The following is a 25,680-nucleotide window of genomic DNA, read 5'->3' as shown; positions in this document are numbered from 1 at the left end:
GAATATTCATTATTACCAGGGAATCACACCACCATCAAAACGATGCAGTTTATCGGCGTGGCTCCTGGATAGTTCTTTTTCAGCTTGAGCGAGCATACCTGTAACACTGGTTTGAACATCAATTAACGCGTCAGGCCCACCCAAGTTTGTTTTTACCCAGCCCGGATGAATAAGCATTACATGAACTCCTTTATCTTTTACATCTATGGCAAAGCTGTGCATGGCGCAATTTAAAGCTGCCTTGCTGGTACGATAAGCATAGGATCTGCCTTGGTCATTATCTGCGATACTTCCCACTCGAGAGCTGATGACTAAAATACTTTTTTCCTGACTGGCCTGAATGTTCGGTAGCAGGGCATCACTTAATTTAACAACACTAATGCAATTGACGTTTAATACATTGATAAAATTGGATCTGTTAATATTGCCTGTAGTGACACCTTGCTCCCCGGTTATCCCAGCATTATTTACCAGCAAATCAATGGGGCTGTTCTTGAGTGATTGCTGCAAAGAAGCTATGTCATTATCCTGAGTGACATCCAATTGAATGATCTCATCAGCATATTGGTTCAATTCATTTGCTTGTGCAGGATTTCGGCAGCAGCCAATCACATAATAGCCCTTTCCTTTTAGTTGACGAGCTAGTTCAAGACCAATTCCTCGATTAGCTCCTGTGATCAATGCCGTTTTCATATGAGTCTCCATTCAATTAGACCTATTCCTTTGAAACCAAATGAGTCTGTTTTGCGATGTCTTATATTCTGAACAACCACAAGGGATTTCAATTGATGAATTATTGCTGTTCAAAATATTGGTACAATTCATTTCTATCATGAGTAGAATAATAGACAAATAAATCGCTGTATAGGATAAAAATCTGTCTTATCTGTGAAGAAGGCAAACATTTATCTCTATAAACCAAGTTTCAAGTCAAACCACTGATGAATAGTGTGCTCAATATAGTTTATTTTGTATCGTTATCCAAAAACAGATTGTGGTACTGGATGTTGTATCGCGTTAGTTAAATCCATGATGTTTTTAGATAATCCGGATCGGGTTGAACCATAGGCGAAGAATCCCGCACCTGTGAGGACGCTGGCAACACCTACCGCGGCAATACTGATACTTAGCGGTGCAGCAATACCCAAGGTACTGACACAAAGCGCAATCCCTGCGGCAGTTGCGATTGCAGTACCTAAACTCATCATCAGGATTCCTGCTGTTTGCCATAATTCAGAAGGATGCCCTTTTGCACCATATCCCGTAGCGATAAGCTCATCTATATCCGATTGTTTTGGTTGGTTATCTTGAGTAGGTAATGCGTTGTGAATGACAACTATAGTGTGAAGGAACTTTCGTGGATCACACTGAGTCTCCCTGGAATTTCTTAAGCTGCATAGTAGTTTATAAACAGATAATGCCTGATTCTGTATGGAGAATGCAGCATTCTCATCATCACCCATTTTAATAGAGTTAATTTTCGTTTTCAGACCGTGCAATTTAAGATCACAGATTTGGAATAGACTCTCATTAAATTCCTTTTGAGTGCCTACTTTGAGTCCGTTACGAATTGAGTCAACCGATATGCCGCTGTCTATTAAAGCCTGACAATTGGCGGGTGTGTTCAGTCTCTTTTCAAACAATTTTTGCATGTAAATAAATAATACATCTTCACGACAGGCACTTCGCATCATAAGGCTAAAGTCGGCTGGTCTTAACCAATGGCAAGCAGAGAGCCAATTATTCAATGTTTCCGCGCAGCTCCGCTCATTCATATCTGGACCGTTTACGGACTCTGTATGCCCATTTGCACTAATTTCCAATTGAAGGGTACCTGTTTTCAGTCGCAGAGGAGCATTGATGACTTTCTCAACTAAATCCTTGATGTTTGTTTTTGTAAGAAGACGTCTTCTATTCATATAGATGAAACATTGAGCTACTAATTCAATATCCCTTTGATCCAGATTTGCCGTGGTGATTCGGCAAATGCCATCAAAAGTATCTTGATTCAATACAGAAGGAGTTTCTGAAGCTAATCTAGTGATGGCTAATTGAAAGGCTAGAGGTCTCCAGGAGACTTGCTGACCGTTATAATTGCCTGTAAAAAAATGCGCATCCCGAGCTACTCTCATTAGAGATTCAAGATTGTTTAGATGGCCTGGTTTTAATAACGACGGACGGGCATGGATTAAGTGTTCACAAACAGCGAGAATTGGGTTGACTACGTGTTCGTCATCTTTTATCTCAGCAGGTATTTCATACGGCATGTGATGGGTTTGTAAAAATTGAGATAATTGTTGTCGCGCGCTCACCAATTGCTCCAAATATAAATTCCATGTGCATTATAACAACTAATTTGTTTAAATAAAGAGCATGCGAAGTTATTTAATGTGTTATTTATGGTGTAAAAGAATAAGGGAATTTATTATAAAGTATTGGTCGCAATAATTTTTAAAAAAGGTGCTTGCATGATTATTAAGGAAATTCATATTGCGCAATTGACCATACCACTGATTCGTCCATTTATTACTGCTGTAAGACGTACAGATTGTGTTGATGATGTGGTGGTGATGATCAAAACAGATCGTGGCAATATAGGCTATGGGTCAGCAGCATCAACTCCAGCGATTACTGGTGACAGTACCGCATCTATTGTGACCGCAATTAAAGACATTCTTGGGCCTCAATTAATTGGACGAAGCATTTCAGAGTTGAATTTATTATTGCAGATGAATAACCAGAACTTAGCCGGTAATTCTTCCGCAAAAGCGGCTATTGATATGGCTCTTCATGATTTATTTGCCCAAAATTGTGGTTTGCCACTGTATAAGTTATTGGGCGGTAATAGTAACAGCATTAATTCGTGTATTACCATAAGCGTTAATGCCGTTAATGAGATGGTGAGTGATGCAATGGATTGGGTCAAACAAGGGCATCGCACTATAAAAATAAAATTGGGATTAAATCCGATTGACGACATCCAACGGATTCGCACAATTCGTAAGGCAGTGGGTAATGGCATTACCTTGCTTGTTGATGCGAATCAAGGATGGTCTTATGACGATGCGCTTGAGGTGATTGATTCATTCAAACACCATCAATTGAATATTCCTTTAGTGGAGCAACCTGTTGATGCTTGCGACCTAGCTCATTTGAAGGCTATTAGCGACCGGGTTGATTGCTCCATCATTGCTGATGAAGCGTGCTTTTCACCCGAAGATACACTGAATTTGGCAAAAATTGATGCATGCGATGGAGTCAATATCAAGTTAATGAAATCAGGTGGTATAGAAAACGCTCAAGCGATATATAACATCGCTAAAGCAGCAAGGATGGACATAATGGTTGGTTGTATGCTGGAGTCACCTATCGGAGTAGCTGCTGTAGCCAGTTTTGCTTTAAGTAAACCGGATATCTTTTATGCTGACCTCGATCCCATTTATTTGATTCGCGACAATTATATTCTTGGCGGCGCACAATGCCTTGGTACTCAAATTATTCTTTCAGACAAGCCGGGTTTGGGTATTGAAGGGATCTCGCAAGGATTAAATCGGATTGGAGAGATCCGCTAATGTCTTATTACATTCAGTTAGCCAGTTTATCGATTATTATTCTTTATGCCGTGATGTTATTTCGCAATGTAGATCCTCTGGTGGCTACGGCACTTTGCGTTGGATTAGGTTTTTTGTGGAATCTGAGCAGTCCAATTGCCATTGGCAATACCATGGCAGATGCTTTAGGCTCCTTTATGGCGCTAGTTGGTTTTATCATCATGTTGGGTCGAGGATTGGGAGAGGTGTTAACACACACTCAGGTCAGTCATACTTTAGTCCATCAAATCGTTTATGGAATAGGAATTAATACGCAACGACGCGCAAAAACGGGTATTGTGCTCTCTTCCTTTATCATTGTGGCTTTACTTGGAACATTGGCTGGAGGATTAGCCATTCTTGCTCCCAGTTTGCGCCCGGTTGCCGGTTCCGTCGGATTATCACGTCCAAGCCTGGCTGTATTAATGCAGGCTTCTGCTGAAGAAGCCTTAATCCTGGGGCCTTTTGCTCCTCCGGTGGTTACTTTATTGGGTGTTACTGGTCTTAGCTATGGGACTGTGTTTCTTTATGCTGCTCTTCCAGTGGCTTTGGTTACTTTAATTACTACCTGGATTATGGCATCACGATTACAAAGACAGTATGCTCATGAACTCTGCGAAAATGAAGACAGCTCTGAACCCTTTATTCCCAGTAGGCAGCAAAAGCGAACAACATTAATTTTTTTATTCGCTTTTTTTGTTTGTGTAGTCTATGGTTTATTCGCTCAGGCCAAAACCTCTTATGTTATTTTTGTAATGTTATTTTTAGCGTTTATAACTGGATTCATGACTAAATTAAGTATGAAGCAGATATTTGGTTTGATAGTTACGGGGATGCAAAAAAGCCTGCATTTGTTTTTTTTATTTATATTATTTGATCCTTTTATGTCGTTGATTCATCAGGCAGGAGGATTTGATGCTCTCACCCAACTTTTAACGCCTTTGATTCAGTTGGGTGGCAAACCGGTATTGTCCATGTTAATAGGGTTCACCGGTGCTTTTGGCATGCCCGGAGCTGCTGAAGCAACAATCAAAATGTTGCATCAGCTCTTTTCTCCATCGGTTATTTTGTTGCAATTGCCCATGATCTCGTTTGCGTTATGTATGTTATTTGCCACCCGTGTGACAAATTATGCCTATCCGGGAGCTAATATGTTTGCTGCAATGGGCTTTGCAGGTAGTGAAAACGTCAAAGCCATGATCCAAAATGGACTTACCGTCACTGCAGTGCAGGTTTTATTTTTAATTGTATATAGTTTATTCATTTGAATAAACTGAGGGAGCAGCCATTGACAAGTGGCGCAATTTACTTTGTAGTAATGTCATTCAGTAGTCATTTCAAAACAGGGAGTTGTTATGGAACAAATGATAGCTGTTGTTACCGGAGGAACCGGTGGAATAGGGTCTGCAATAAGTCAACGTTTATCGACGGATTTCAAGGTTGTTGCTTGTTATTTTAAGGATGGACGCCACGAAGAAGCAAAACAATGGCAGGCAGAACAAAAGCAACTGGGTTATGATATTGATATAGTTTATGGCGATATTGCCCAGTACAGTGATTGTGAAAAAATTACTACGCTGATTATGGAGCGATACGGTCGTATCGACGTCCTGGTTAACAATGCAGGCATTACTCAAGACTGCAGCCTGCGAAAAATGACTCCTCAACAATGGCAACATGTATTGGATGCCAATCTGACCAGTGTATTTAACATGACTCGTAATGTCATTCCTGTAATGTTGGAAAAAGGCTATGGCCGAATAATCAGTATCTCCTCTATTAATGGGCGAAAAGGACAATTTGGTCAATGCAATTATGCTTCAACCAAGGCAGCGTTGTTTGGATTTACCAAGAGCCTTGCATTAGAAGTAGCAAGTAAAGGGATTACTGTGAATACGATTTCTCCTGGATATATAGAAACCCCAATGCTGGCTGCTGTTAAAGAAGAAGTGCTCAGTTCGATCATAGCAAATATTCCGGTTGGTCGATTAGGATATCCTCGGGAAGTAGCGGATGCAGTCGCATTTTTGTCTTCTCCTGACAGTGGATTCATTACAGGTGCTAATCTTGATGTAAATGGTGGCCAATACATGTAAATAGATTCTGGCATGTAACAACAGAGTGCTGTGTACTTTGCCAGAAGTATTTGAAACTTTTGAGCCTATTGTCATAATTAAAAAGAGAATTTCATGCAGAATAATAATGTTGTATTGATTACAGGTGGGACAGGCGATATTGGTACTGCGGTCGCAAAAGAATTGGATGCGAGTTATAAGCATGTCATTGCACTTGACCTGATTTCGGACGAAAAAGGAAAGGCCTGGAAACAAGAATTGCGTGAACAGGGCTATAAAAATATATCATTTCGGCATATGGATGTTACCGATTTTGATCAATGTCAGGAAGTGATTAGTGTCCTCATAAAAGAATTGGGACCTATTGATGCATTGATAAATAACGCGGGTATTACTCGCGACGCCGTATTTACTAAAATGACGAAACAACAATGGGATGAGGTATTACGCGTTAATCTTGATGGTATGTTTAATGTGACTCGACAAGTTGTTGAGAGCATGAAAGCACAGGGTTCCGGGCGGATCGTCAATGTATCTTCAGTAAACGCTCAAAAAGGCCAATTTTCCCAGGCAAATTATGCTGCATCAAAAGCTGGCGTCTATGGTTTTACTAAAAGTCTGGCTCAAGAGTTAATGAGTAAAAATATTACTGTAAACAGTATTTCTCCTGGATATGTCAATACACGATTAATGCAAGGGATCAGGCCCGACATTCTGCAAAGCATTATTGAGTTAATACCGGCAAAAAGATTGGCTGAACCACAGGAAATCGCTTGGGCTATAGAGTTTTTGATCAGTGAAAAAAGTCGTTATATGACAGGTGCAAATCTCAGCGTTAACGGTGGATTACATATGTATTAAACTATAATGCATTTAACTTTTGAGATTTCTTATGACCCGTTTAATTAAAAAATATAAAAATCGTAGACTTTATGATACTGAAACCAGTCAATACATCACTCTGGAACAGTTACAACGTTATGTAGTAGATGGCGTTGCATTCAGAATTGAAGACTCAGAAACTGGGAAAGATCTGACTAATTCAGTATTGCTGCAGATTATTGTCGATATGGAAGCGGGTCCTACTCAATTTCTATCTCCTGAAATTTTGCGACAGATCATTTCATTGGCAAACCATCCCATGCATGTTTCATTAAAAGCTATGATGGAACAAATGTTTCAGGCTATGGATAAACCCTTACAAAATAATCCATATCAACAGGCAACAGAAACCTGGAATAATCAAATGCAGCAAATGATGCAGCAATGGCAGAAACTATTTAAAGGGTAAACTAATGGTGCAGTGCAAAAATATATTTTAAAATACATTGACAATTATTGTATATAGGGCCTATTATTAAATTGTGCAATGCAACATATTGGAGAAAATCATGAACCAGGCAAATTTTGATAAATGGAGTGAAATGGCCAAAAAACTACAAGAGCCTTTTCAAGCTATAGCGGAATTGAATGTTAAAACCTTACAAGGTCTGAGTTATCTAAAACCTGATGAACTTGCTCATGTTAAAAAACCTGAAGAAGTTCTGGAAAAGCAAATTAATCTGGCTGTTGAAAATGGTCACAAAGCTTTAGATTATATGCAACAGTCTTTTCAGATTATTGAAAAAGCAATGTTAGGATTAGTTAAAGAAGCTAAAAAAACAGCTACTGAAACTAAATAATATCCGAAGATTCGATGAGAACATCATAAAGGCTTATTGAAAATTCAATAAGCCTTTGTTTTTTTTAACTCTATTTGTCCAGTAAATGATTATTGGTGTAAAGAGAACTGTAGGCCCTAACCAAAGGTAAATAGAGTGTTCAATAGTAATATTGGTGACCAGGAATGCAGTAAATACAGCAATAGTTCCTCCTAACATTGCTCCTAAATGTCGGGTAATTCTAAGTTTATATGGAACTTGACCTTTATAATAAATCAATGCATCACTAAAACTAAAATTGCCTCCTAGTAAACCAAAAATTAATAGAACTGCGGATTGAACCTTATCGGTATTAAAATACCAAAATCCCATGATGATCATCATAATGGACGCTAAGATCATAGCCGAACAAATTATCCAGTCTGATTTTGGTATAGCTGGTTCACGTCGTCTGGCATAACGAAAACCACTATAAGCCAGGTAATAGCTAAAAATGGCGATTAAAAAAAGAAAAATATTGGATTTGATCATGGCCATTGGCAACGCCGTTAGAAAAATTCCTGTCATTCCATAAAAAAAATAACGACCATACTTTTTGTGGGTTTTACTTCCTTTGGGAGTGGCAATGGCTGCTACAGAGCAGGCTAAGGAAATACTGCCGCATAGAATATGTATCACCAATAAAAAGTAAAATATCATTCAACAGTTCTTAATAGCAAATAGGAGGTAGAGTTCATTATCTTATGAGATGTTTTATAAAAGCAATCTGTTTACCAAGGCGTAGAACGCTAAAGTAGAGTAAATAAAATCTACTATGTAATTGGCGGCGCATCTTGCCTTTTGATCGTTGTGGCATCTTAGTATGGATGATTGGCAAAATGCTCTTGTCCCTAATGAATGAGTTCGATGCATTTAAGGTGTTTTGCAACCTAGCCTGTAGCAATCTCGCCCAATTTAAGACTTGAATAAACGATACTGGGAGCACGATGGAACAGGAACACAACATCAATAGATTGTATTCAGAACCTAGTTCGTTTTTGGTATAAAACCTACGGACAGAATACCAGAAATGACAGAATGTTCATCATTATCTGATGTATCCCCACTTGCTCCGGCAGCCCCTATAATTTCATTATCACTATTGACAATAAGTACACCGCCTGGAGCAGCAATAAGTCGTCCTTTTGAAGCAATAATAGCTCCCTCCATTAAGTCCGGAATTTCATGTGCCTTGAGTGCTAAACCTCGCGAACCTATGCCCATACCCAGAGCACCATAGGCTTTAGCAAACGCTATATCAAACCGCAAAATACCTGCTTTATCTTGACGTTGGAATGCTACAAGATGTCCACCGGCGTCAAGAATTGCAATTGACATTGGTTGCAGCGATAATTTCATACTTTCAATAAACGCCGCCTCAATAATGGCATTTGCTTTTTCCAGAGTTAATCTATTCATGATATATCCATTTAAATTGAAGGCACTTGGTGTTTAACCTTATGAACACTTCATTAATCTGATCACATAGTGATTCTCTTATTGTTTCTATTTATATATCAAAAACTCTGATATTGCATGTCGAATATTTTTCACTAATTCGATTAACACACACTTATTGCTACTATTACAGGACATCATAAAACATAGAGACTACTTCATTTTCAAAATGGAGAGGATTATTCAATGATTCGTTTTAAGCCGGCTTAGGCTGAGATTAGGCCCCATAGGCCGTATTTCAGTTTCCATCGTGATTGTGCAGACTGGAGTATTACAAGAAAATTGGGGATATGATGGTGTTGAAGGAACGTTTGGAGATAAAATGAATGTGGAATGTAAATCAGGTATAGGGTCTGTGGGGCTTAGTCCCAGGATACGCTTGCTGAAATTGAACCCCTTTATCTCTTGCTACCTTAAATAGTAAAGATTGCGATAATTCATAATTACTGGAGTAATAAATAAAATGAAAGATCTTTTCATTAATAAAGAACCTGTTGAACTCTTTAAAATTCTTAAATTTGAAGGTATCGCATCGAGTGGAGCAGAAGCTAAGGATATGATCGCTGCGGGCACTGTATCGGTAAACGGCGTAATAGAAAAACAGAAAAGAAAAAAGATGGTTGCAGGAGATACGATTGAATTGAAAGGTGAGATCTATCGGTTAAAGTTGAGTGCCAATTAACATGTTTATACACTTAGCCCCTAGTAATATGGGTGAAAATCAAAATGGATTACAGTGATCCAAAGATATTTGCATATTCTGAGAGTAGTAGGGTATTTTGTTGCAAAACAGTCAATCGGGTTATAATCAACGTATAGATCCAATAGTCAGGACTTATTAGCTTTGGTACATCTTTAAATGAAACCACCGTATTTGACATCGCAAGTACGGCGGTATAAGTGCTTGGATTGTGAGAATCCTATGACGCGATTTCACTATCAATTAGTATTCAAGCATTGTTAGATTGTACTTTTCTCCATTCAATATTATTGTTCTAAAAACCAATGTTCGAGCAAAAAAATTAATTTATAAGACAGGCCTCTTCTTCAAGAGCCCCACTTAATACAGAATACTCTCCATTTACCCAATGAATCATTGCGTTGCCAGATTTTTCACTGGGTCTATATAAACGGCTAGTGACATGCTCTAAATATCCTGGATTAGTAAATATGGCCACAGCGATGCGATTCCTTAATAATTTATAGTGTCCATTAGTGTACATTAAAGAAATTTCGCCATCTCTTGTAACATTCGCGCCTATGAGCACGCCCATGGGATAGCCATCGATCTGAGTAAATTGAGTAGAAAATGGGCTTGCAAATTGAGTACTTGTATTAAAATCAATTTTCAACTCGTGCATCCCATATTCAGCTGGCCATAGAATATGACCTAATCCTTCTTGTTTGCTGAGTGTTCCTGATGAGTTGAAAACCAGTATCCCTTTATCCCGCTCTACATCATCAACAAATACTCGAGCCTGCCAAGTACCCATAACCATTTTTGATGATTTAATAGTTACGAGATGTCTGTTTGATAGAGAATCATAGATGTCTATAAAGTTTTCATACTCACTACCATCAGTTGCCGAAGCTGGTAAATTGATGCTGATGTGAATTTTGCTGGTTGCCTTAGGCGCCAAATTTTTTATAGGAATCTTGATTTTACTCAAATGCTTAGCATCTGATTTTTTTGTTACCGCGAGTAGATAGTCGCCTTCATCACTGCGAATATAGTAGTCTTTGTCCAAGAACATTCGTCCTAAACGAGTGAACAATAATTCACTGTCTTTTTTGCCACGAGATACAACAAAATAGCCTTTATTCGTCAAAGCAAGATCAAATGGGTTATCCGTAACTGAAATAGGGCATTGATTAATAGTTAACGGCTCTTTAGTTAATTTAAATAGAGTACCGGCATACAATTGGTGTGAAATAACTAGGGCTGCTGCCACTAGCATCGATTTAATGTGCATGTTAATTCCTTTTAAATGAATACACTAGTTTAAAGAAAAAGAACTTTTCTTTACCCCAAAACCATATCATTTCAATTATCTTGACTCAATCTAATTGTTCTGTGGAACAAATGTAACTTACAAAGCTCATATTGTTCCTGGCTTCCTAATGCAAAAAATTAAAAACATCAAGGGCATCAAGAGGGTCAGGGCCTGACCCCGTTAGATATTTATGGTTATGAGAGTAGCTTGAGTAATGCTTGGGCGGCAGAAGTTGAAGATGCAGGATTTTGCCCTGTAATTAGATGGCCATCAACGATTACAAAACTTTGCCAATTAAGTTTTTTTTCAAATAGACCTCCCAATCGTTTCAATTCATCTTCTACGAGAAATGGAACGACTTCCGTGAGCTGTACTGCCTCCTCTTCACTGTTAGTGAAGCCTGTCACCCGTTTTCCATTGACTAGAGGAGCCCCTTTATAATTGACATGTCGCAAGACTCCAGGAGCATGACATACTAAAGCAACAGGTTTTTCAGAGTTATAAAACGATTCAATTAAACGGATTGACTCAGCATTTTCGGCAAGATCCCACAAAGGACCATGACCACCTGGATAAAATATCGCATCAAAATCTTCTGCTTGCACATGTGCAAGTTTGACCGTTTGGGATAGCTCTTTTTGGGCCAGTTCGTCATGCTTGAATCGCTGCGTAGCCGAAGTCTGATTTTCAGGTAAATCGCTCTTTGGATCAATAGGAGGCTGCCCACCTTTAGGTGAGGCTAATGTGAGTTCAGCACCGGCATCTCTAAATACAAAATAGGGCGCAGCAAACTCCTCCAACCAGAATCCTGTTTTATGCCCCGTATTGCCGAGCTTATCATGTGAGGTCAGCACCATTAATATGTTCACTCACTTCTCCTTTTTGGAATGCTTAAGATGACAAAAGTTTATTTAGTATAGTTCAAAGCTAAGCTATATATCGAACCCTGAGCGTGTATAAGTTACGTAGCCAATTAATGTGTATAATAGCTGCTTATAGAGACAAACCAGAATAATTAAGGTTTAAACTAGAATAAACGACTGTTAAAAAAATGTGCAAAGGTATTGAAATTGAAATTAATGAGGTAACTATGACAGAAGAAACACAAAGAGAGTTCATACAAAATAATCTGGAATTAATCCAAAAATTTCTTGAGGAATCGAAACCGCACGAAGATGAAATAAGTGCCAGTATTCAAGCAACTATCGCCCAATTTTTATTAAACACACGCATTGAGTTAAATAAACGTGCAAATGGTCAAGAGTGGATCAGTACAGAAGACATTATACAAGCACAAATATCAGTGTTGAGGCGTTCAATAGTTGATTTAGAGCGTTATTATTTAACACTGGGGGATGGAGAAACTTTGCAATGAATCAATGATGAGCGACGCTACAATTCCCAATGGGGAAAAATCCTGAATAGTTGAATAAACCCATAGGTAAAATATCGTTGAAATCAGTCGGATTAACCAGTACGCCAATCAGAACATTGAGAGCAAGAGGTCTTCTGGAAAAATCCGTACAGAAGGAAAAAAAGATTCTTACTCTATAATCCAACCCAAATGCACACAACCTTGAGGGACAGGCTGTGAAAGGTGAATTATGCTGTAATTTCCTAAATTCAATATTCAAGGCTTGATCCCCTAAGTAAGTGATTTTCTTGTTTCAACAAAGAAATATTATACTGTTCTTCTTTAGTAGGCCGGCCTTGTTTTAAATGCTTGCGTCCCCTTGGGTTTCGAGCTGTTTTTTACATCTATATAATTTATTACGCCATATGCCTAGGGGGTGTTTAGAATTCCGATTTCGACGTTCCGCGACTTGTTCGCGGGATCCATTTCGAACTTGATGAACATCTAATGTTCGTTAATGATACTGCATTTCTGGATCCCGCGAACAAGTCGCGGGACGTTGGGAATAAATTGATGAATTGTCAACAAACCCTAATATCGCTCAAGAAAATATTTTCCATCTTGACCTAAATAATAGATCTGTCTTTGTTTTAAATAGACACTCACGTATACAATTCCAGCTCGAGCAATTTCCTTATGAAATGTCACAACCGATATTTGGTGGTGATCGAATTTATCCAAAGCATTTTTGAGTATGTCTAAGTCTAAAGATTCACCAAAGGTAAACGAATTTTTATCTATGGACTTATCGATTTCTGCTGCGGGAAAATGGTACAGCATGGAGTTTTTAGAATAAAAAGCAAGTTCATCATTAGTGACATCATAAGTTTGTCGGACAACACCTAATTTCATTAATTTATCGGTAAATTGAATAAAGTCACCCGGCGCTCGATATCTATCAACGCAAAGCGCTTTTATCTGTTTTTGGACATTATCGCCACGAGCAAAAAGTGTGGTTGAAATGAGTAATAAAATTAAGAAACACCCTTTTAGAAGTTTAGAGAGCATCATGTGTTTTTTATTTGGGCTAATAAATGGTAAGTGATGTTATCACAATCCATATAACGAGTGTACGCAGAAAATAGGGCAGGCATTTCATTAAACGATGGATTTGTGAATCCGTAAAAAGGATGTTCAAAAATTTGTAATTCACTTGAGAAGCTGGTTCGAAAACTGTATCCATTAATCAAGGTTCAAATTAATACCAAAATAATTGAATTAGTGGAGGGTTTTACCTAGAGGTTTCGTTGGCTTGAGATGTGATAAAAAGCGTAATCAATTCTGATTACATCTAATGGCAATAGTGAATGGTGTTCCGAGGAGGCAGACCACATCCTTGTGGTAGTGCATCGTCCTTGATGCGTTCAAATAATCCTTAATAAGACATCCGCTGTCCTTCCTCGTACTGATTTAAGCATAGCGAATAATTTTAATGAGTTATACTCAAAATAGCGCATAATCATGTAAGAAATCTCTTAATTTGAGTTAGAGGGCCTAAAATGGGCAGCGATTTTAATTTATCTGAGAAGTGGTAAAGGTTTTCTTCATTCAATGAGGTACACTCTATTGATAGAAGGTTTTATAAAAAATAATTCATCGTGGACAACATTTATGGATAACTTGGTTGAGTATGGAAGGATTTAAAGTCTTCTGCCCTAATAATGTCGCAAAAATCTTCTTTAGAGGAATAGATAATAATAGCGTCGCCAGAAACCAGTTTACTTAAATTATCTTAAGAAAAATCCTAAACACATCAATGATTTTCCTCAAACATCTTTTATGTTGGCTCGTATCTTTTTGGTTTAGACTGGATTAGGGCTAACCAGATTATCTGGATACTCTTGTTGTGAGCTTTTCTCATTCAAGCTTTTAAAAAAACCAGTCATTTTATTCCTATGCTCTCTTAAACCGGTTTCAATTTCAGCCCTTAAAATGAACTCCCCATCCTCACCTAACATTTTAATATCTGCAGCAGGCAACATATCCCATCTTTGCCAAGAATCACTCCAAACATCAACGGATGGGTTAATCACATTGACAACCCTTTTTATCTGACTGGTGTTATTTCTTTCCGTCGTTTTTTTAAACAAAGAGGCCGGATAAAAGTAACTTCTATGGCCATTGCTAGAGATAATTTGTTCTATTTTTTTGACATCAAGGACCATTTCATTCTCAATTTGGCTCAACACTTCATTTAATTCGATAATTCCTTCTGCTAAGTTACCATCAGCTATGAGTACGGAATATTTTAAATGCGCATTATCTTTAACATGGATGTAAATAGTATTTTTTTCTGGTTTTTTTTCCTCGGATACTTGTTCCCAATCATAATGGGAATGGCTGCCTTTCCATGCATCAACCACATAACATTCAATTCCCCACTCATCCGGCTTATCTAATGCGCTATCCTGGTTTCTATTAATAAGAACAATAGTGTGATCGCCCTCTAACTCAACGATTTCGATGTTATTAATGAGAAGATTCTCTTTATTCTCGCACTGCCATTGCTATAAGTAATCAGCAACAAGATGGGCATGCAAACCACAATTTCCGAATCGCGCGAGATGCGCAATAGCTACAAAGGCCTCATGAGGCGTTATTTCAATAACTCCCTTGATTTCATTTGTATTATTTAAGGGATGAGGAAAAAATTTAAAGGTAGTAGATGGAAACTCAACAACTTCTGTACGCCATTTTTTCCCTTGTTGTGGTTCGGAGTGATAAGTATATGTATTATATTGATATTTATTGGAAGTTGATAACTGCGAATAATATCTTTTAGATGCTTCTAGAACAAATTCACCGGTTTTTTCAATATTATCTCTATGATTTGTGGATCCTAAAACTAAAGTGATATGCGTTTTATTTATGGCTGTATTTATTACTACTTCTAATGACTTTTTCATATTGCCCTAGGAAACATTTAAGACGATTTTGAATTTCTTCTAAGCAATAATTGTAACGCCGATCGTCAATGTGATCAATTAATGATTCATTTGTAGGGGCGGGACTTGAATTGTGACTATCAATAAATTCATAATTCAAGCCCTGACCCCTTCTTGCTGTGTTCATCTCAGTCTCCTGGCATTCCCTACAATGAGGTAACCTTGCTGTTTTATATTACAGCATCTTGTATTAGAAATATTAGTTTACACCCGAAATTAGGGTTTGTGCCTATCTGGGACGAGCCGTGCATTTATAGGATATGCAATAAGTGTATGGGCCATACAATAACTCAAGAAAAACTGTCATAGTTCGTTAATTTTAATCACTTAGAATAAAAATTAAACAAAGATTGCTCTTTGTTAATGCGTACCAGGAACAAAACGTTCAATTTATTCGAGGTGTATCATGAGTAAAAAGTTGACAGACTCAATCAAGCAAGAGATTCATAAAGTAATGCGTACAAAGTGTGATACTTCAGATTTTGGCGTTCGTGACGCGATCACGTTCTTTGGTTGCATTCCAGGAGTTAATACCAATGTGACGGATATTAAGAACAAATTTCATGAGCAACCCCCTCATGTCTTGAAAGTAATAGAGCGTTGCCGAAAAGCGGAGGAAGCAATTCAAGAGGATCGGGATTATAAAAAACAGGGACCAAGAAAAGGTCAGGGCATTGAGCATCCACTGACTCATAAAGAAGTACTGGTTAGGGAGTCAATGGAAAAAACTGCTCAAGTAGTTCAATCTGACAAAGCGGGTGTCTGTCATACTCTGGCACAGTTTGCTTTTGTCAATTTAATGAAGGAATGTACATTGAATGGCAGGGCATTTGATGATGGGGATCCCTCAGAAATTCCTTCGATCAGGATAGTAGCACACAATCCCCAATCCAATGGAGCAAATGCAAGGTTACGTGCTGCCGGTACTCATAATTTTATTATAGTTGGTCTCGATGAGGATTATGATCTTACATACGAACAGATTGAAGAGGAAAAAGAGAACATTCTTATTATTGATCCCTGGTATTTTGCACTAGGGAATGAAGGATCTAAATGGGGACATGGAATTTATACCTGGGATGAATATCCAAAAGGATTTTTACATAATTTATCATGCACTTATGATAATCAAAAACCTTTTACCCAGGAAGATTTGGAAGCTGCCAGGGAGTTGAGTCAAACTCAGAGAAAAGAGAGTTTCAAAGCAATCAAGATGGATTGGCAAAGTGTAAAGCAGGTTAAAACTCTTGAGGAAAGTCTTAATACTATGAAAGCTAAACTGGCAAATTTAGAGGATGAGTATATGACTCTTAGTGATGACAGTGGGGATGACTGGGATTTAGAGGACGATGATATGAGTGAACATGATAAAATGGAGAAAATGAAGTCATTAAATCTGGAAATAGCAAGTTTAAAAGAACGAATCAATACAACACGAACCAATATGGATAATTTGACGCAAAATGACGAACAAGAGGCGTGCACAGAGCTTCAAATGAGCTGAGGATACTTTTTATTATGGCATAGCCATCTAAACAAATTGTAATCGATAATTGAACTTCTAGACCAAACCAAGGGAGGCCAGCATCGTACATCAAGAGGGTCAGTGCTTGAAATGTGAATTATGCTATAGTTTCGTGAATTCAAAATTCAAGCCCTGACCCCTTAAGTTGCTTTGGTTTGGAAAGCGTATGAATGTGGGATGTAAACCTGGGATACGGCCTTTGGAGCCTACTCCCAGGCTACTCTTGCTAGAAGAAGAACTGAACTCCTTTGATATTGTTGTGAGAGTGTTGAATAGGTCAGGTGTTCAAATACCTTAACTTTTTTTATTAGCTTAGAAGTGGTTCTTTGTCTCCTGCTTTCCAGGGCGAATATTTTTTCATTACACTTAAAAAAAGAGGAGATTCTAAAAAAAACTCGAGCCAATAAATTAGCCGATTAAATTGAGATTGCATAAACCAATCTTTATCAACCATGCAAAATTGACGGATAAAGGGAAAAATTGCGATGTCAGCCAGACAAGGATTATCGGAAAACAAATATTGAGAATTTAATAGTTTTGCATTTAATTCATCAAGAAAAACTAGTGCTTGTTTTCTATAAAATAGTGGATCACCAACCCCCGATTTTTGAGGATATTTGTAACCATCTAAGATGGGCTTAAACTCAAAGTCATTATATTGAATTATATTAAAAATTTGTTGGTGCGAATCAGGCTTGAGCCAATTATCACGGTCAGATTGTTCAATTGCCCACAGCATAATGTCGAGGCTTTGATCAATTACTTTGCCTGAATCTGTTACCAGTACCGGCACCGTGGCTTTTGCTGATGCCATAATCAATTCTATAGGCTTATCACTAAGCTTTACTTCGCGTATTCCAACTTCTATTCCTGCATATTTAAGTGCCATACGCGCACGGATTGCGTAAGGACAACGTCTAAAACTATACAAATAATGCAATGTGATACACTCCTAAATATGTATTCTAACTGTCTAGGATATTAACAAAAAGATAGAAGGGCAGATCGTGCTTTTTGCTTTTCTCAATCTTAAAACAAAAAGCACGATTTGACCCTCTTATGCTAAATAACTGATGATCTTCGGGGGTTGCTGTCTTAATGTCAACATCAAGGTCTAATCAAATGATTTGGGTGAAGTATCCTCAAAACACACCCGAATAAGTGGAAAATAAAATTAATTGTTTAATTGTTATAAATGATATGCACTAGCCATTGACTCATGTGTAAACTAATTTTTTTAATTAATAAGGATATTAGATGATTTATACAGACGTATTAGAATTTTGGTTCAACACTTTATCTCCTGCCGACTGGTGGAAAAAAGATACCAATTTAGATGACTTAATCAAAAGTAAGTTCCTTGAATTACATCGTCAGGCTTCAAATGGTGAATTATTTGAGTGGCGTGAAACCCCTTTAGGTTCACTAGCAGAAGTAATTGTATTAGACCAATTTTCACGTAATATTTTTAGAGATACGTCGCGAAGTTTTTTCTTTGATGGTATGGCACTTGTATTAGCGCAATGTGCTATTAAAAATCATTTTGATAAAGAACTTGAGCCTACACAACGAGTTTTTCTCTATATGCCATTTATGCACAGTGAGTCGGCAATTATTCATGAGCAAGCAAAGCAACTTTTTAGCCTGCCTCAAATGGAAGCTAATTATGAATTTGAGCTGAAGCATGCTGCAATTATTGAGAAATTTGGACGATATCCTCATAGGAATTTAATTTTAGGCAGGGAGTCTACGCCAGAGGAATTAGAGTTTTTAAAGCAACCAAACTCTTCTTTTTGAATGAATTAATAGATTTTTCAAAATCGTTAGGTGGCCAACTTCAGGTAAATAAGAGCGATGATACAACAGGCTACGAAACGCTGAGCGAATTACTTGAGGCACCTACGACAAAGACAAGCCAAACAGTGGAATCAGAAAAAAGTCGATCTAGTTGCTCAATAAGTTAAATAGGGCAGTTCAAACGGCTTTGTCGACAATTTGGGGGAGCAGTGCCTTTGTGTGGCGATTTTTTAGTTACAACTTAATAAATCTTAAGTTCTGGACGGCTCCCAACTGCATAGGCCAAATTGTTCATTAACAAAAGACGCTTCAGTCCGTGCTCCGTACATCCAAAGAAATAAGAGGGTCCAGAAAACGCTTTATTGCTTGCTATAAACAATGATCCTGAGCATGTGTTAGCGGCATTAGCAAGTTGACGCTTGACTCTGCTTAACTGTCGTGGATTTAGTGATTCCTGGTTGATATGGAGCCCGATCTTTAAAATAAATAAAATCTACTATAATCATTGAGTAGGATCAAACAATGATCTAGGGACAGGCTCATGGCTCATACCGATTTTATCAGACGCAATGGAATACTTATTTTGGGGCTGGCTCTGCCTATTCTTGTTATGGCTTTCTTTTTTTTGGCTAGCATCATGCCATTACATGTCGCCAATCCTCCATTATACGATATGATTTTTACTGTTCAGGATTATTCATCTAATAGCCAACCTCCAGAGCTTATATTGGTTACTTTACAGGACAACATTTCCCTCATACGCTCGGTTGGCGTCTTACACTCATAGTGATGGGATTCATTCTGATTATTTTTAGTGCCTGGATTATTAAGTTAAATCGTCATTACCTTAAATCCTGATTTCTTTTCTACTCCATCTGACTATTACGATATGCTCTACACTGTTGTATAATGTGTTTTTTTAAAGCAATTAACTTTGCATGTATTTAAGAGAAGTAGTGTGGAATTTGAATTGGAACATCAATTGGAACTGGGTAAGAAATCTGAATATGAGGCACAATATAATGCCGATAAATTATTTCCTATTCCTCGAGAGGGTAAGCGTCTTGAAATAGGGATTAATCCGGATCAGTTGCCGTTTTGGGGATTTGATACCTGGAATCATTATGAAGTGTCCTGGCTTAATGCTAAAGGCAAGCCCATAGTTGCTGTGGCGGAAATCGTTTATGATTGCCATTCTCCTAATATTATTGAATCCAAATCATTAAAACTGTACTTTAATACCTTTAACAACACTCAATTTGATTCGATCGCTGATGTGGAACGAACTATCATTAACGATCTGAGTCAGCGTTTAAAATCTGAAGTTTCCGTTACGATTCAGCAGTTAGGGAATAGTAAAACAATAGCTTTTCAGAATTCATTCGATGGTGAATCTATTGATTCTTTAGATATAGCCTGTTCCGTTTACTCAGTTGACCCTTCATTACTAACCGTTGAAGACCATCTGGTGGAAGAAACTTTATATTCCGATTTATTAAAATCCAATTGTTTGGTGACGTACCAGCCTGATTGGGGAAGTGTACAAATTAGTTATAAAGGTCCCAAGATAAACAGAGAAGGCTTATTAAAATATATTGTTTCTTTTCGTAATCATAATGAGTTTCATGAGCAATGCATTGAACGAATCTTTGTTGATATTATGAATCAGTGTAAGCCAGAGAAGTTAACAGTCTATGGACGTTACACCCGTCGAGGTGGTTTGGATATTAATCCTTATCGTTCAACAATTAAACCGGAGCCGAATGCTAAAAATATAAGGCTTGTTCGACAATAGAGTTATAGGTTCTCTGATTATTCAATTAGGGTTGGTGGTGTATTAATAATGGAACGAATTAATACGACACCAACCTTGTCAGGCAGTCTGTTTTGAAGTTAATGAGTAATAAAGGTACGACATCCTTGTGTGCTTGGTTTCCTGGGTAGCACTATTTGAACATTAATTCCTTTTATAGTAGGACTTACAAGAGCTTCTTTGAGGTAATCAATTAAGGGTACATCGACTACTTTTCCAAATTGGGAGGAGGCTTGTCTGAAATATAAATGGTTATTAATCTTTATCGCAAATCCCAAGTGCGAAATATTTAATGCCGTACCTATTTTTTTACGTAAGTCCCAATTTGGGCGAACAATTTCTATTATTGAACCTGATGGAATTTGGGAAAAGAGATACAGATTGGGTTCGCCATTTTTTGAGAATAATGCACTTAATGGGATGTAAGGAATTGTTGAAAGAGTTGTTTGTAGAGTACTGCCTTTTTGTTTTAATTCGGCTAAACGTTTAGCTTGTTCTGATTTATTCTCATGGACTAATCTGATGGTATCCTGGGTTTTATATGCGTACCAGCCTGGTTTGTTAATCAGTGCCTTGGCATATAGAGCGACGGATTTTTTTTGTTTGTCTTTGATGGTCAGAGTAATATCTTTTAGTAATCCTCGGCGTTGATTATTGCGATTCCAGTCTATGGAAGTAAAGTGATTGCGGTTGATGTATGAGACCTTACCTTCGTAATAGCGGGTGTATTTTAAGCATTGTTGAAAAGTTTCAAGTGAGTTTGCTGTAGCCAATGCAAGGACTGTATTGACATAAGTATCACAGTCAAAACCATCGGTCCGATAGCGCGGGAACTGATCATAGCGTGCATTTGCTCCTTCACCCAATGAGCCCAGGATGTAGGGGACACCTTTAAATTCGCTGCTTATCCAATCTATTCGTTCAGTCATGGAAGAGTTCGGCATGGTGTTAAGTGTATGATATAGTTCCTTAATTGAAGAATTGGCCTGTTGTTCAATCGCATTAGAATCAATTGCATAACAGGAATAACCGGTTATTAAACAGATAATAATAAATAAGAATTTTAAGGGAGTGGGTGTGTATTTCATAAGTAGTTTTAGATGGTTTAGGTCCGGTATAAGGTACATGCTACTCCTTTTTAAGTCTTGGAGGCAAGAATGCTCAATATAATCTGGTTAGGAATGATTTTGATTGCCGTAATTGTAGGTATTATTGAAGGGCGAATTGATGAGGTCGTTCGAGCAGTAACTGATTCGGCCAAACTGGGCTTTGAAGTGGCAATTGGATTGACGGGGATTATGGCTCTATGGCTTGGAATCATGTCCATCGCAACGGAATCAGGGTTGGTCTCATTATTGGGAAAACTACTCAAACCCATACTCAGACGCTTATTTCCTGATATTCCCGTTGAGCATCCTGCGATGGGAGCTATGGTAATGAACATCGCTGCAAATATGCTGGGTTTGGCAAATGCGGCAACTCCTTTTGGTTTACAGGCTATGAAGGAATTGCAAACTCTGAATAAGCATATGACTGTTGCAACAAATTCTATGTGTACCTTTTTAGCTATCAATACCTCCAGTGTTCAATTGATTCCTGCTACCGCTATCGCGTTTTTGGCAGCTAATGGCAGTACCAATCCAAGCAGTGTGATTTTCAGTTCTTTGATTGCAACTTCAGTTTCTACCATTGTTGCAATCATTTCTGTTCGGCAATTTGCGACTTTTAAACGATTTCAAATTCAAAGGGCGGACAGCTTATGAGTGGATTAGCCAATCAATTATCCAATTGGATGTTTTTAGCCTTTATAGTGGGTATCCCTTTATATGCGGCAATTAAGAAGATTAATGTATTTGATGCATTTATAGTAGGAGCTAAGCAGGGATTTGATACGAGTATTAGCATTATTCCCTATTTAATTGCGATGATGGTAGCAATTGGAATGTTAAGGGCATCAGGATTTTTTGACTTGCTCAATCAACTGTTGGCCCCTTTGTTGACCATGATTGGGATGCCACCAGAAGTTCTTCCTTTAGCTCTGATTCGACCTTTTTCAGGAAGTGCTTCTACGGGAGTTATGGCAGAATTAATTCATCAGTATGGCGGAGATTCAATAATTGCCAAAACAGCGGCAACCATGATGGGCAGTACGGAAACAACCTTTTATGTGATTGCAGTATATTTTGGTTCGGTTGGGATCAGACGGACTCGTCATGCAATCCCCGTTGGGTTATTAGCTGATTTTGCAGGCATTATCGCTTCAGTATTAATATGTCGGTATTTATTTGGATAAACAGGATAATCGTGCCTGCAATATCATTTTGCGCGTATCTTGTTTTCATTGATTCTGTAAGACTGACGAATTAACCTACATCAATATTCTTTTTACCTGAAGCGGCAAGATTTGCTTGTTCAATTAGTTTTAAACGAGCCAGCAAAGTACCCGCTCTAGCTTTGAACGAAGCTAATTCTCGTCCAGATATTGGAGAAGCTGTGGGCAGCGAAATGGTTGTTGGGTTTCTTGGCAGATTATTCACATGCAATTCATAATGACAGTGGGGACCGGTAGCCAGCCCAGTTTGCCCTACATAACCTATTACTTGTCCTCGTTTTACCTTGCTGCCTTTTGATAGTCCTTTTTGAAACTTGAGCATATGACCATAGATTGAGCTGTACGTTTTATCATGTTTGATTTTAATCATGTTGCCGTACCCATTATGTCTATCAATTATTTGTATTACTCCATCTCCTGTAGCCAGAATGGGTGTGCCAATCGGTGCTGCCAGATCAATCCCTTTATGCGCTCTTTTGTAATGCAGGATTGGATGATTTCTCGATAGTGCAAAAGTTGAACTGATATGACTGAATTTAATGGGGTATCTGGAAAATGCCTTCTTAAAGCTTCTACCCTGAGGCGTGTAATAATCATGATCTCCATTGGCTTTATTATGCCGAACAGCTTGAGCTGTTTTACCACGATTAGTGTAGGATACTGCTTGAATATCTCCAATCTGCACCATTTTATCGTCAATGTAATAGGCATTGTATACTATAGAAAATTGATCTCCGGCGCGTATCGATCTGTTGAAATCAACTTCCTTACTCAGTATTTCGGTCATTTGACGTATTAGTTTATAAGGTATGTTCATTCTTTGTGCGGTAGTAAATAGAGAACCTTTAACAGTTGCTGTGATATAAAGATCCTGGCTGGTCATTTTTTTTGAATCAATTTTATTTTGATATTTTGGTCCTACTCGATAAACCGTAAGTGTCTGAATATTGTTCATAGGTATAATCAGTTTTTCGAGTTTGTTCTTACTGATTAAAAATTTAATTTCCTGATTGAGCTTGATATTGGTAAGTGCTTTGGCGTGTGGATTTTTATCAAGCACTGCATGTAAATTTTGAGCGCTCAAGCCCAGTCTGCTAAAAATGGCTCCCATGGTATCGCCCTGTCGTGGCTTAATAGTTTGCCATACATTATCTTTAATCACCGCTACTTTTGGAGGGGCCTTCTCTACAATCTTTGGAATATCTACTGGTTTTGACGCGACGATTTCCTGAGATTTTATTATGAATTCTTTTTCAGGGAGTTTAGGCAAGGTTAAGGTTCTATTGGTATAATCTGTATTTTTACGATGCGCGAAATTCTTAACTAAATAATAGGGTAATGAAAAGGCAATAATTAACGCAAAAGCAGTTAATAGCTTGGATGGTTTACCAGAGTGTCGTTTTGAGATATTTGGTCTTTTTGCCATTGGTTGCCTATACTGCTGTCATTCCTATGAATGCTGTAGTTCTATTATTAACTAATGTATCACACTCAAGGAATGCGCGTGACCACTAACTCAAGTTAATTAATATAACCACATATTTAGATAGTTTGTATTATTTTTCTCAATTTCGTGTAACAAGTTATCTTTAATTACATAATTTGGTATAGCAGGAATTTGCTAACCGGGCTAAGATACTCGCTGTGAGAAGATTGGTCAATCATTTATAAAGGTTTTAATGTATGTTAGAAACAATTTCAGAGTGCCAACTAGAATTAATGCGAGGTTGCGAGGAAGTACTTCCGCAGCATGAGTTAACCAAAAAATTACAAAAGGAAGTCCCCTTAAAAATTAAAGCGGGCTTTGATCCTACTGCACCTGATTTACACTTGGGACATACTGTATTACTCAATAAATTAAGACAGTTTCAATTGTATGGCCATGAGGTGATTTTTTTAATCGGTGATTTCACCGCTATGATTGGCGATCCTACCGGAAAAAATGTAACCCGCATGCCATTAAGTGAAGAAACAGTTATTGAGAACGCAAAAACGTATCAGCATCAGGTTTTTAAAATACTCGATCCGGACAAGACGACCGTTGCATTTAATTCGCAATGGTTAAACAAATTTAATGCCGTTGATTTAATTCGTTTGGCATCGACACATACAGTTGCGCGGATGCTAGAGCGTGATGACTTTAATAAACGATATACAACAGGTCAGCCTATAGCCATTCATGAGTTTTTATACCCTCTATTACAGGGTTATGATTCGGTAGCCTTGAAAGCAGACGTGGAGCTTGGGGGTACAGATCAAAAATTCAATTTGTTAATGGGACGGGAGTTACAGAAACATTACGGATTTGAACCGCAGGTTGTAATGATGACACCATTAATCGAAGGTTTGGATGGTGTGAAGAAAATGTCTAAATCTTTGGATAACTATATAGGTATTAATGAACCTGCTGTCGACATGTTCGGTAAAATAATGTCCGTATCTGATGAATTGATGTGGCGCTACATTGACCTTCTCAGTTTTAAAACAGGTAAGGAAATTCAAAAGTTAAAGAAATCTGTGGAAGAGGGATTAAATCCCCGTGATGTAAAAATAGAATTTGCCAAGGAAATTGTAACTCGTTTTCACGATCAAAATCAGGCCGAAACCGTACACAAGGAATTTATAGAGCGATTTCAAAAAGGTGTGATCCCCGAGAATCTGGAAGAGTTGTCATTAACAGGTGATGATTCCGTTAATCTTGCACAGTTATTAAAACAACTGGATTTGACAGCAAGTACTTCAGAGTCTATAAGAATGGTGAAGCAAGGTGCGGTAAAGATTAATGGTGATAAGGTTTCTGATCCCTCCTTAATATTACCTTCAGGTCATACATATATAATACAAGTCGGTAAGCGTAGAATTGCCAAGCTGCGTTTACAAAAAGCAGACTGAAATAAATTTTAGAAAAAAATGCAAAAAGTATTTGACACTGATACGGAAATCAGTAGAATACGCAGCACGCCTTCGGGGCAGGTTCATTAAGAATTGAGAAGACAAACTGTGTGGGCGCTTTGAAGAAATTTGAGTGCTTAATAAA

27 protein-coding genes are annotated in these 25,680 nt (G+C 37.9%); 15 read left to right on the top strand and 12 right to left on the bottom strand.

Annotated features, from left to right (window positions below; genetic code table 11):
- Nucleotides 1–12: 12 nt before the first annotated feature.
- Nucleotides 13–693: an SDR family oxidoreductase gene (locus Lqua_RS02610; protein WP_058472738.1), complete on the bottom strand. Its 681-nt coding sequence runs from the start codon at nt 691–693 to the stop codon at nt 13–15.
- 284 nt (nt 694–977) lie between these two features.
- On the bottom strand, nt 978–2,312 hold the full coding sequence (locus Lqua_RS02605) for a hypothetical protein (protein ID WP_058472737.1): 1,335 nt from the start codon (nt 2,310–2,312) through the stop codon (nt 978–980).
- Nucleotides 2,313–2,468: 156 nt separating this feature from the next.
- On the opposite strand from Lqua_RS02605, the gene Lqua_RS02600 reads away from it, so the two are divergent.
- The 6 genes from Lqua_RS02600 to Lqua_RS02575 all read left to right on the top strand — a co-directional run bounded on the left by Lqua_RS02600 (nt 2,469) and on the right by Lqua_RS02575 (nt 7,347).
- A complete protein-coding gene (locus tag Lqua_RS02600) occupies nt 2,469–3,572 on the top strand; it encodes a dipeptide epimerase (protein WP_058472736.1) in 1,104 nt (367 codons plus the stop codon).
- Complete coding sequence (locus Lqua_RS02595; RefSeq protein WP_058472735.1) at nt 3,572–4,858, top strand: Na+/H+ antiporter NhaC family protein; 1,287 nt, start codon at nt 3,572–3,574, stop codon at nt 4,856–4,858. Before Lqua_RS02600 ends, Lqua_RS02595 begins: the two co-directional genes overlap by 1 nt.
- An 87-nt stretch (nt 4,859–4,945) precedes the next feature.
- The gene (gene phbB / locus Lqua_RS02590; protein ID WP_058472734.1) at nt 4,946–5,686 is read left to right on the top strand and encodes an acetoacetyl-CoA reductase; all 741 of its coding nucleotides are present in this window, start codon (nt 4,946–4,948) and stop codon (nt 5,684–5,686) included.
- Between the two features lie 93 nt (nt 5,687–5,779).
- The gene (phbB, locus tag Lqua_RS02585; protein ID WP_058472733.1) at nt 5,780–6,526 is read left to right on the top strand and encodes an acetoacetyl-CoA reductase; all 747 of its coding nucleotides are present in this window, start codon (nt 5,780–5,782) and stop codon (nt 6,524–6,526) included.
- Nucleotides 6,527–6,557: 31 nt separating this feature from the next.
- A complete protein-coding gene (locus Lqua_RS02580; RefSeq protein WP_058472732.1) occupies nt 6,558–6,956 on the top strand; it encodes a polyhydroxyalkanoate synthesis regulator DNA-binding domain-containing protein in 399 nt (132 codons plus the stop codon).
- A 100-nt stretch (nt 6,957–7,056) separates the two neighbouring features.
- Entirely contained in the window at nt 7,057–7,347 is a 291-nt protein-coding gene (locus tag Lqua_RS02575) for a phasin family protein (protein WP_058472731.1), read from the top strand.
- Nucleotides 7,348–7,380: 33 nt separating this feature from the next.
- Here the strand turns inward: Lqua_RS02575 and Lqua_RS02570 are convergent, their stop codons facing one another.
- Together Lqua_RS02570 and Lqua_RS02565 are read right to left on the bottom strand one after the other, a co-directional pair.
- A complete protein-coding gene (locus Lqua_RS02570) occupies nt 7,381–8,025 on the bottom strand; it encodes a hypothetical protein (RefSeq protein WP_058472730.1) in 645 nt (214 codons plus the stop codon).
- A 327-nt stretch (nt 8,026–8,352) separates the two neighbouring features.
- Nucleotides 8,353–8,784: a GlcG/HbpS family heme-binding protein gene (locus Lqua_RS02565; protein WP_058472729.1), complete on the bottom strand. Its 432-nt coding sequence runs from the start codon at nt 8,782–8,784 to the stop codon at nt 8,353–8,355.
- A gap of 502 nt (nt 8,785–9,286) precedes the next feature.
- Between Lqua_RS02565 and Lqua_RS02560 the strand changes: the two genes are divergently transcribed.
- On the top strand, nt 9,287–9,505 hold the full coding sequence (locus tag Lqua_RS02560) for an RNA-binding S4 domain-containing protein (protein WP_058472728.1): 219 nt from the start codon (nt 9,287–9,289) through the stop codon (nt 9,503–9,505).
- A 340-nt stretch (nt 9,506–9,845) separates the two neighbouring features.
- On the opposite strand, the gene Lqua_RS02555 is transcribed toward Lqua_RS02560, so the two are convergent.
- Together Lqua_RS02555 and Lqua_RS02550 are read right to left on the bottom strand one after the other, a co-directional pair.
- Nucleotides 9,846–10,796: a flagellar hook-basal body complex protein gene (locus Lqua_RS02555; RefSeq protein ID WP_058472727.1), complete on the bottom strand. Its 951-nt coding sequence runs from the start codon at nt 10,794–10,796 to the stop codon at nt 9,846–9,848.
- 215 nt (nt 10,797–11,011) lie between these two features.
- On the bottom strand, nt 11,012–11,686 hold the full coding sequence (locus Lqua_RS02550) for a type 1 glutamine amidotransferase domain-containing protein (RefSeq protein ID WP_058472726.1): 675 nt from the start codon (nt 11,684–11,686) through the stop codon (nt 11,012–11,014).
- 221 nt (nt 11,687–11,907) lie between these two features.
- Between Lqua_RS02550 and Lqua_RS02545 the strand changes: the two genes are divergently transcribed.
- A complete protein-coding gene (locus Lqua_RS02545) occupies nt 11,908–12,192 on the top strand; it encodes a hypothetical protein (RefSeq protein ID WP_133141077.1) in 285 nt (94 codons plus the stop codon).
- Between the two features lie 570 nt (nt 12,193–12,762).
- Here Lqua_RS02545 and Lqua_RS02540 read toward each other — a convergent pair.
- The 3 genes from Lqua_RS02540 to Lqua_RS02530 all read right to left on the bottom strand — a co-directional run bounded on the left by Lqua_RS02540 (nt 12,763) and on the right by Lqua_RS02530 (nt 15,137).
- Entirely contained in the window at nt 12,763–13,242 is a 480-nt protein-coding gene (locus Lqua_RS02540; protein WP_058472724.1) for a DUF1398 family protein, read from the bottom strand.
- 791 nt (nt 13,243–14,033) lie between these two features.
- Nucleotides 14,034–14,594 carry a hypothetical protein gene (locus Lqua_RS02535; RefSeq protein ID WP_058472723.1) on the bottom strand — a complete coding sequence of 187 codons (561 nt, stop codon included), beginning with the start codon at nt 14,592–14,594 and terminating at the stop codon, nt 14,034–14,036.
- Between the two features lie 144 nt (nt 14,595–14,738).
- Nucleotides 14,739–15,137, bottom strand: a complete 399-nt coding sequence (locus Lqua_RS02530) for a hypothetical protein (protein ID WP_058472722.1) — start codon at nt 15,135–15,137, stop codon at nt 14,739–14,741.
- Nucleotides 15,138–15,582: 445 nt separating this feature from the next.
- Here Lqua_RS02530 and Lqua_RS02525 point away from each other — a divergent pair, with 445 nt between their 5' ends.
- A complete protein-coding gene (locus tag Lqua_RS02525) occupies nt 15,583–16,680 on the top strand; it encodes a hypothetical protein (RefSeq protein ID WP_058472721.1) in 1,098 nt (365 codons plus the stop codon).
- A 328-nt stretch (nt 16,681–17,008) separates the two neighbouring features.
- On the opposite strand, the gene Lqua_RS02520 is transcribed toward Lqua_RS02525, so the two are convergent.
- A complete protein-coding gene (locus Lqua_RS02520; RefSeq protein WP_058472720.1) occupies nt 17,009–17,641 on the bottom strand; it encodes a glutathione S-transferase in 633 nt (210 codons plus the stop codon).
- Between the two features lie 317 nt (nt 17,642–17,958).
- Between Lqua_RS02520 and Lqua_RS02515 the strand changes: the two genes are divergently transcribed.
- From Lqua_RS02515 to queF, 3 genes are all read left to right on the top strand, one after another.
- Complete coding sequence (locus Lqua_RS02515) at nt 17,959–18,498, top strand: DUF924 family protein (RefSeq protein WP_058472719.1); 540 nt, start codon at nt 17,959–17,961, stop codon at nt 18,496–18,498.
- A 541-nt stretch (nt 18,499–19,039) separates the two neighbouring features.
- Nucleotides 19,040–19,285: a hypothetical protein gene (locus Lqua_RS02510; RefSeq protein WP_058472718.1), complete on the top strand. Its 246-nt coding sequence runs from the start codon at nt 19,040–19,042 to the stop codon at nt 19,283–19,285.
- Nucleotides 19,286–19,456: 171 nt separating this feature from the next.
- Nucleotides 19,457–20,293 carry an NADPH-dependent 7-cyano-7-deazaguanine reductase QueF gene (queF, locus tag Lqua_RS02505; RefSeq protein ID WP_115148785.1) on the top strand — a complete coding sequence of 279 codons (837 nt, stop codon included), beginning with the start codon at nt 19,457–19,459 and terminating at the stop codon, nt 20,291–20,293.
- Nucleotides 20,294–20,391: 98 nt separating this feature from the next.
- On the opposite strand, the gene Lqua_RS02500 is transcribed toward queF, so the two are convergent.
- On the bottom strand, nt 20,392–21,399 hold the full coding sequence (locus Lqua_RS02500) for an N-acetylmuramoyl-L-alanine amidase-like domain-containing protein (protein WP_058473059.1): 1,008 nt from the start codon (nt 21,397–21,399) through the stop codon (nt 20,392–20,394).
- Nucleotides 21,400–21,468: 69 nt separating this feature from the next.
- Between Lqua_RS02500 and Lqua_RS02495 the strand changes: the two genes are divergently transcribed.
- On the top strand, nt 21,469–22,074 hold the full coding sequence (locus Lqua_RS02495) for a nucleoside recognition domain-containing protein (RefSeq protein WP_058472716.1): 606 nt from the start codon (nt 21,469–21,471) through the stop codon (nt 22,072–22,074).
- Complete coding sequence (locus Lqua_RS02490; RefSeq protein ID WP_058472715.1) at nt 22,071–22,604, top strand: spore maturation protein; 534 nt, start codon at nt 22,071–22,073, stop codon at nt 22,602–22,604. The genes Lqua_RS02495 and Lqua_RS02490 overlap by 4 nt, the downstream gene beginning before the upstream one ends.
- Before the next feature lie 70 nt (nt 22,605–22,674).
- On the opposite strand, the gene Lqua_RS02485 is transcribed toward Lqua_RS02490, so the two are convergent.
- A complete protein-coding gene (locus tag Lqua_RS02485) occupies nt 22,675–24,069 on the bottom strand; it encodes a peptidoglycan DD-metalloendopeptidase family protein (protein ID WP_058472714.1) in 1,395 nt (464 codons plus the stop codon).
- 257 nt (nt 24,070–24,326) lie between these two features.
- Between Lqua_RS02485 and tyrS the strand changes: the two genes are divergently transcribed.
- Nucleotides 24,327–25,535 (top strand): tyrosine--tRNA ligase, encoded by a 1,209-nt coding sequence (gene tyrS / locus Lqua_RS02480; RefSeq protein WP_058472713.1) that lies wholly within the window; start codon nt 24,327–24,329, stop codon nt 25,533–25,535.
- Nucleotides 25,536–25,680 lie beyond the last annotated feature (145 nt).

Source organism: Legionella quateirensis (assembly GCF_001467955.1).
Lineage (GTDB): Bacteria > Pseudomonadota > Gammaproteobacteria > Legionellales > Legionellaceae > Legionella > Legionella quateirensis.
This window is presented reverse-complemented; position numbering and strand designations above follow the sequence as displayed.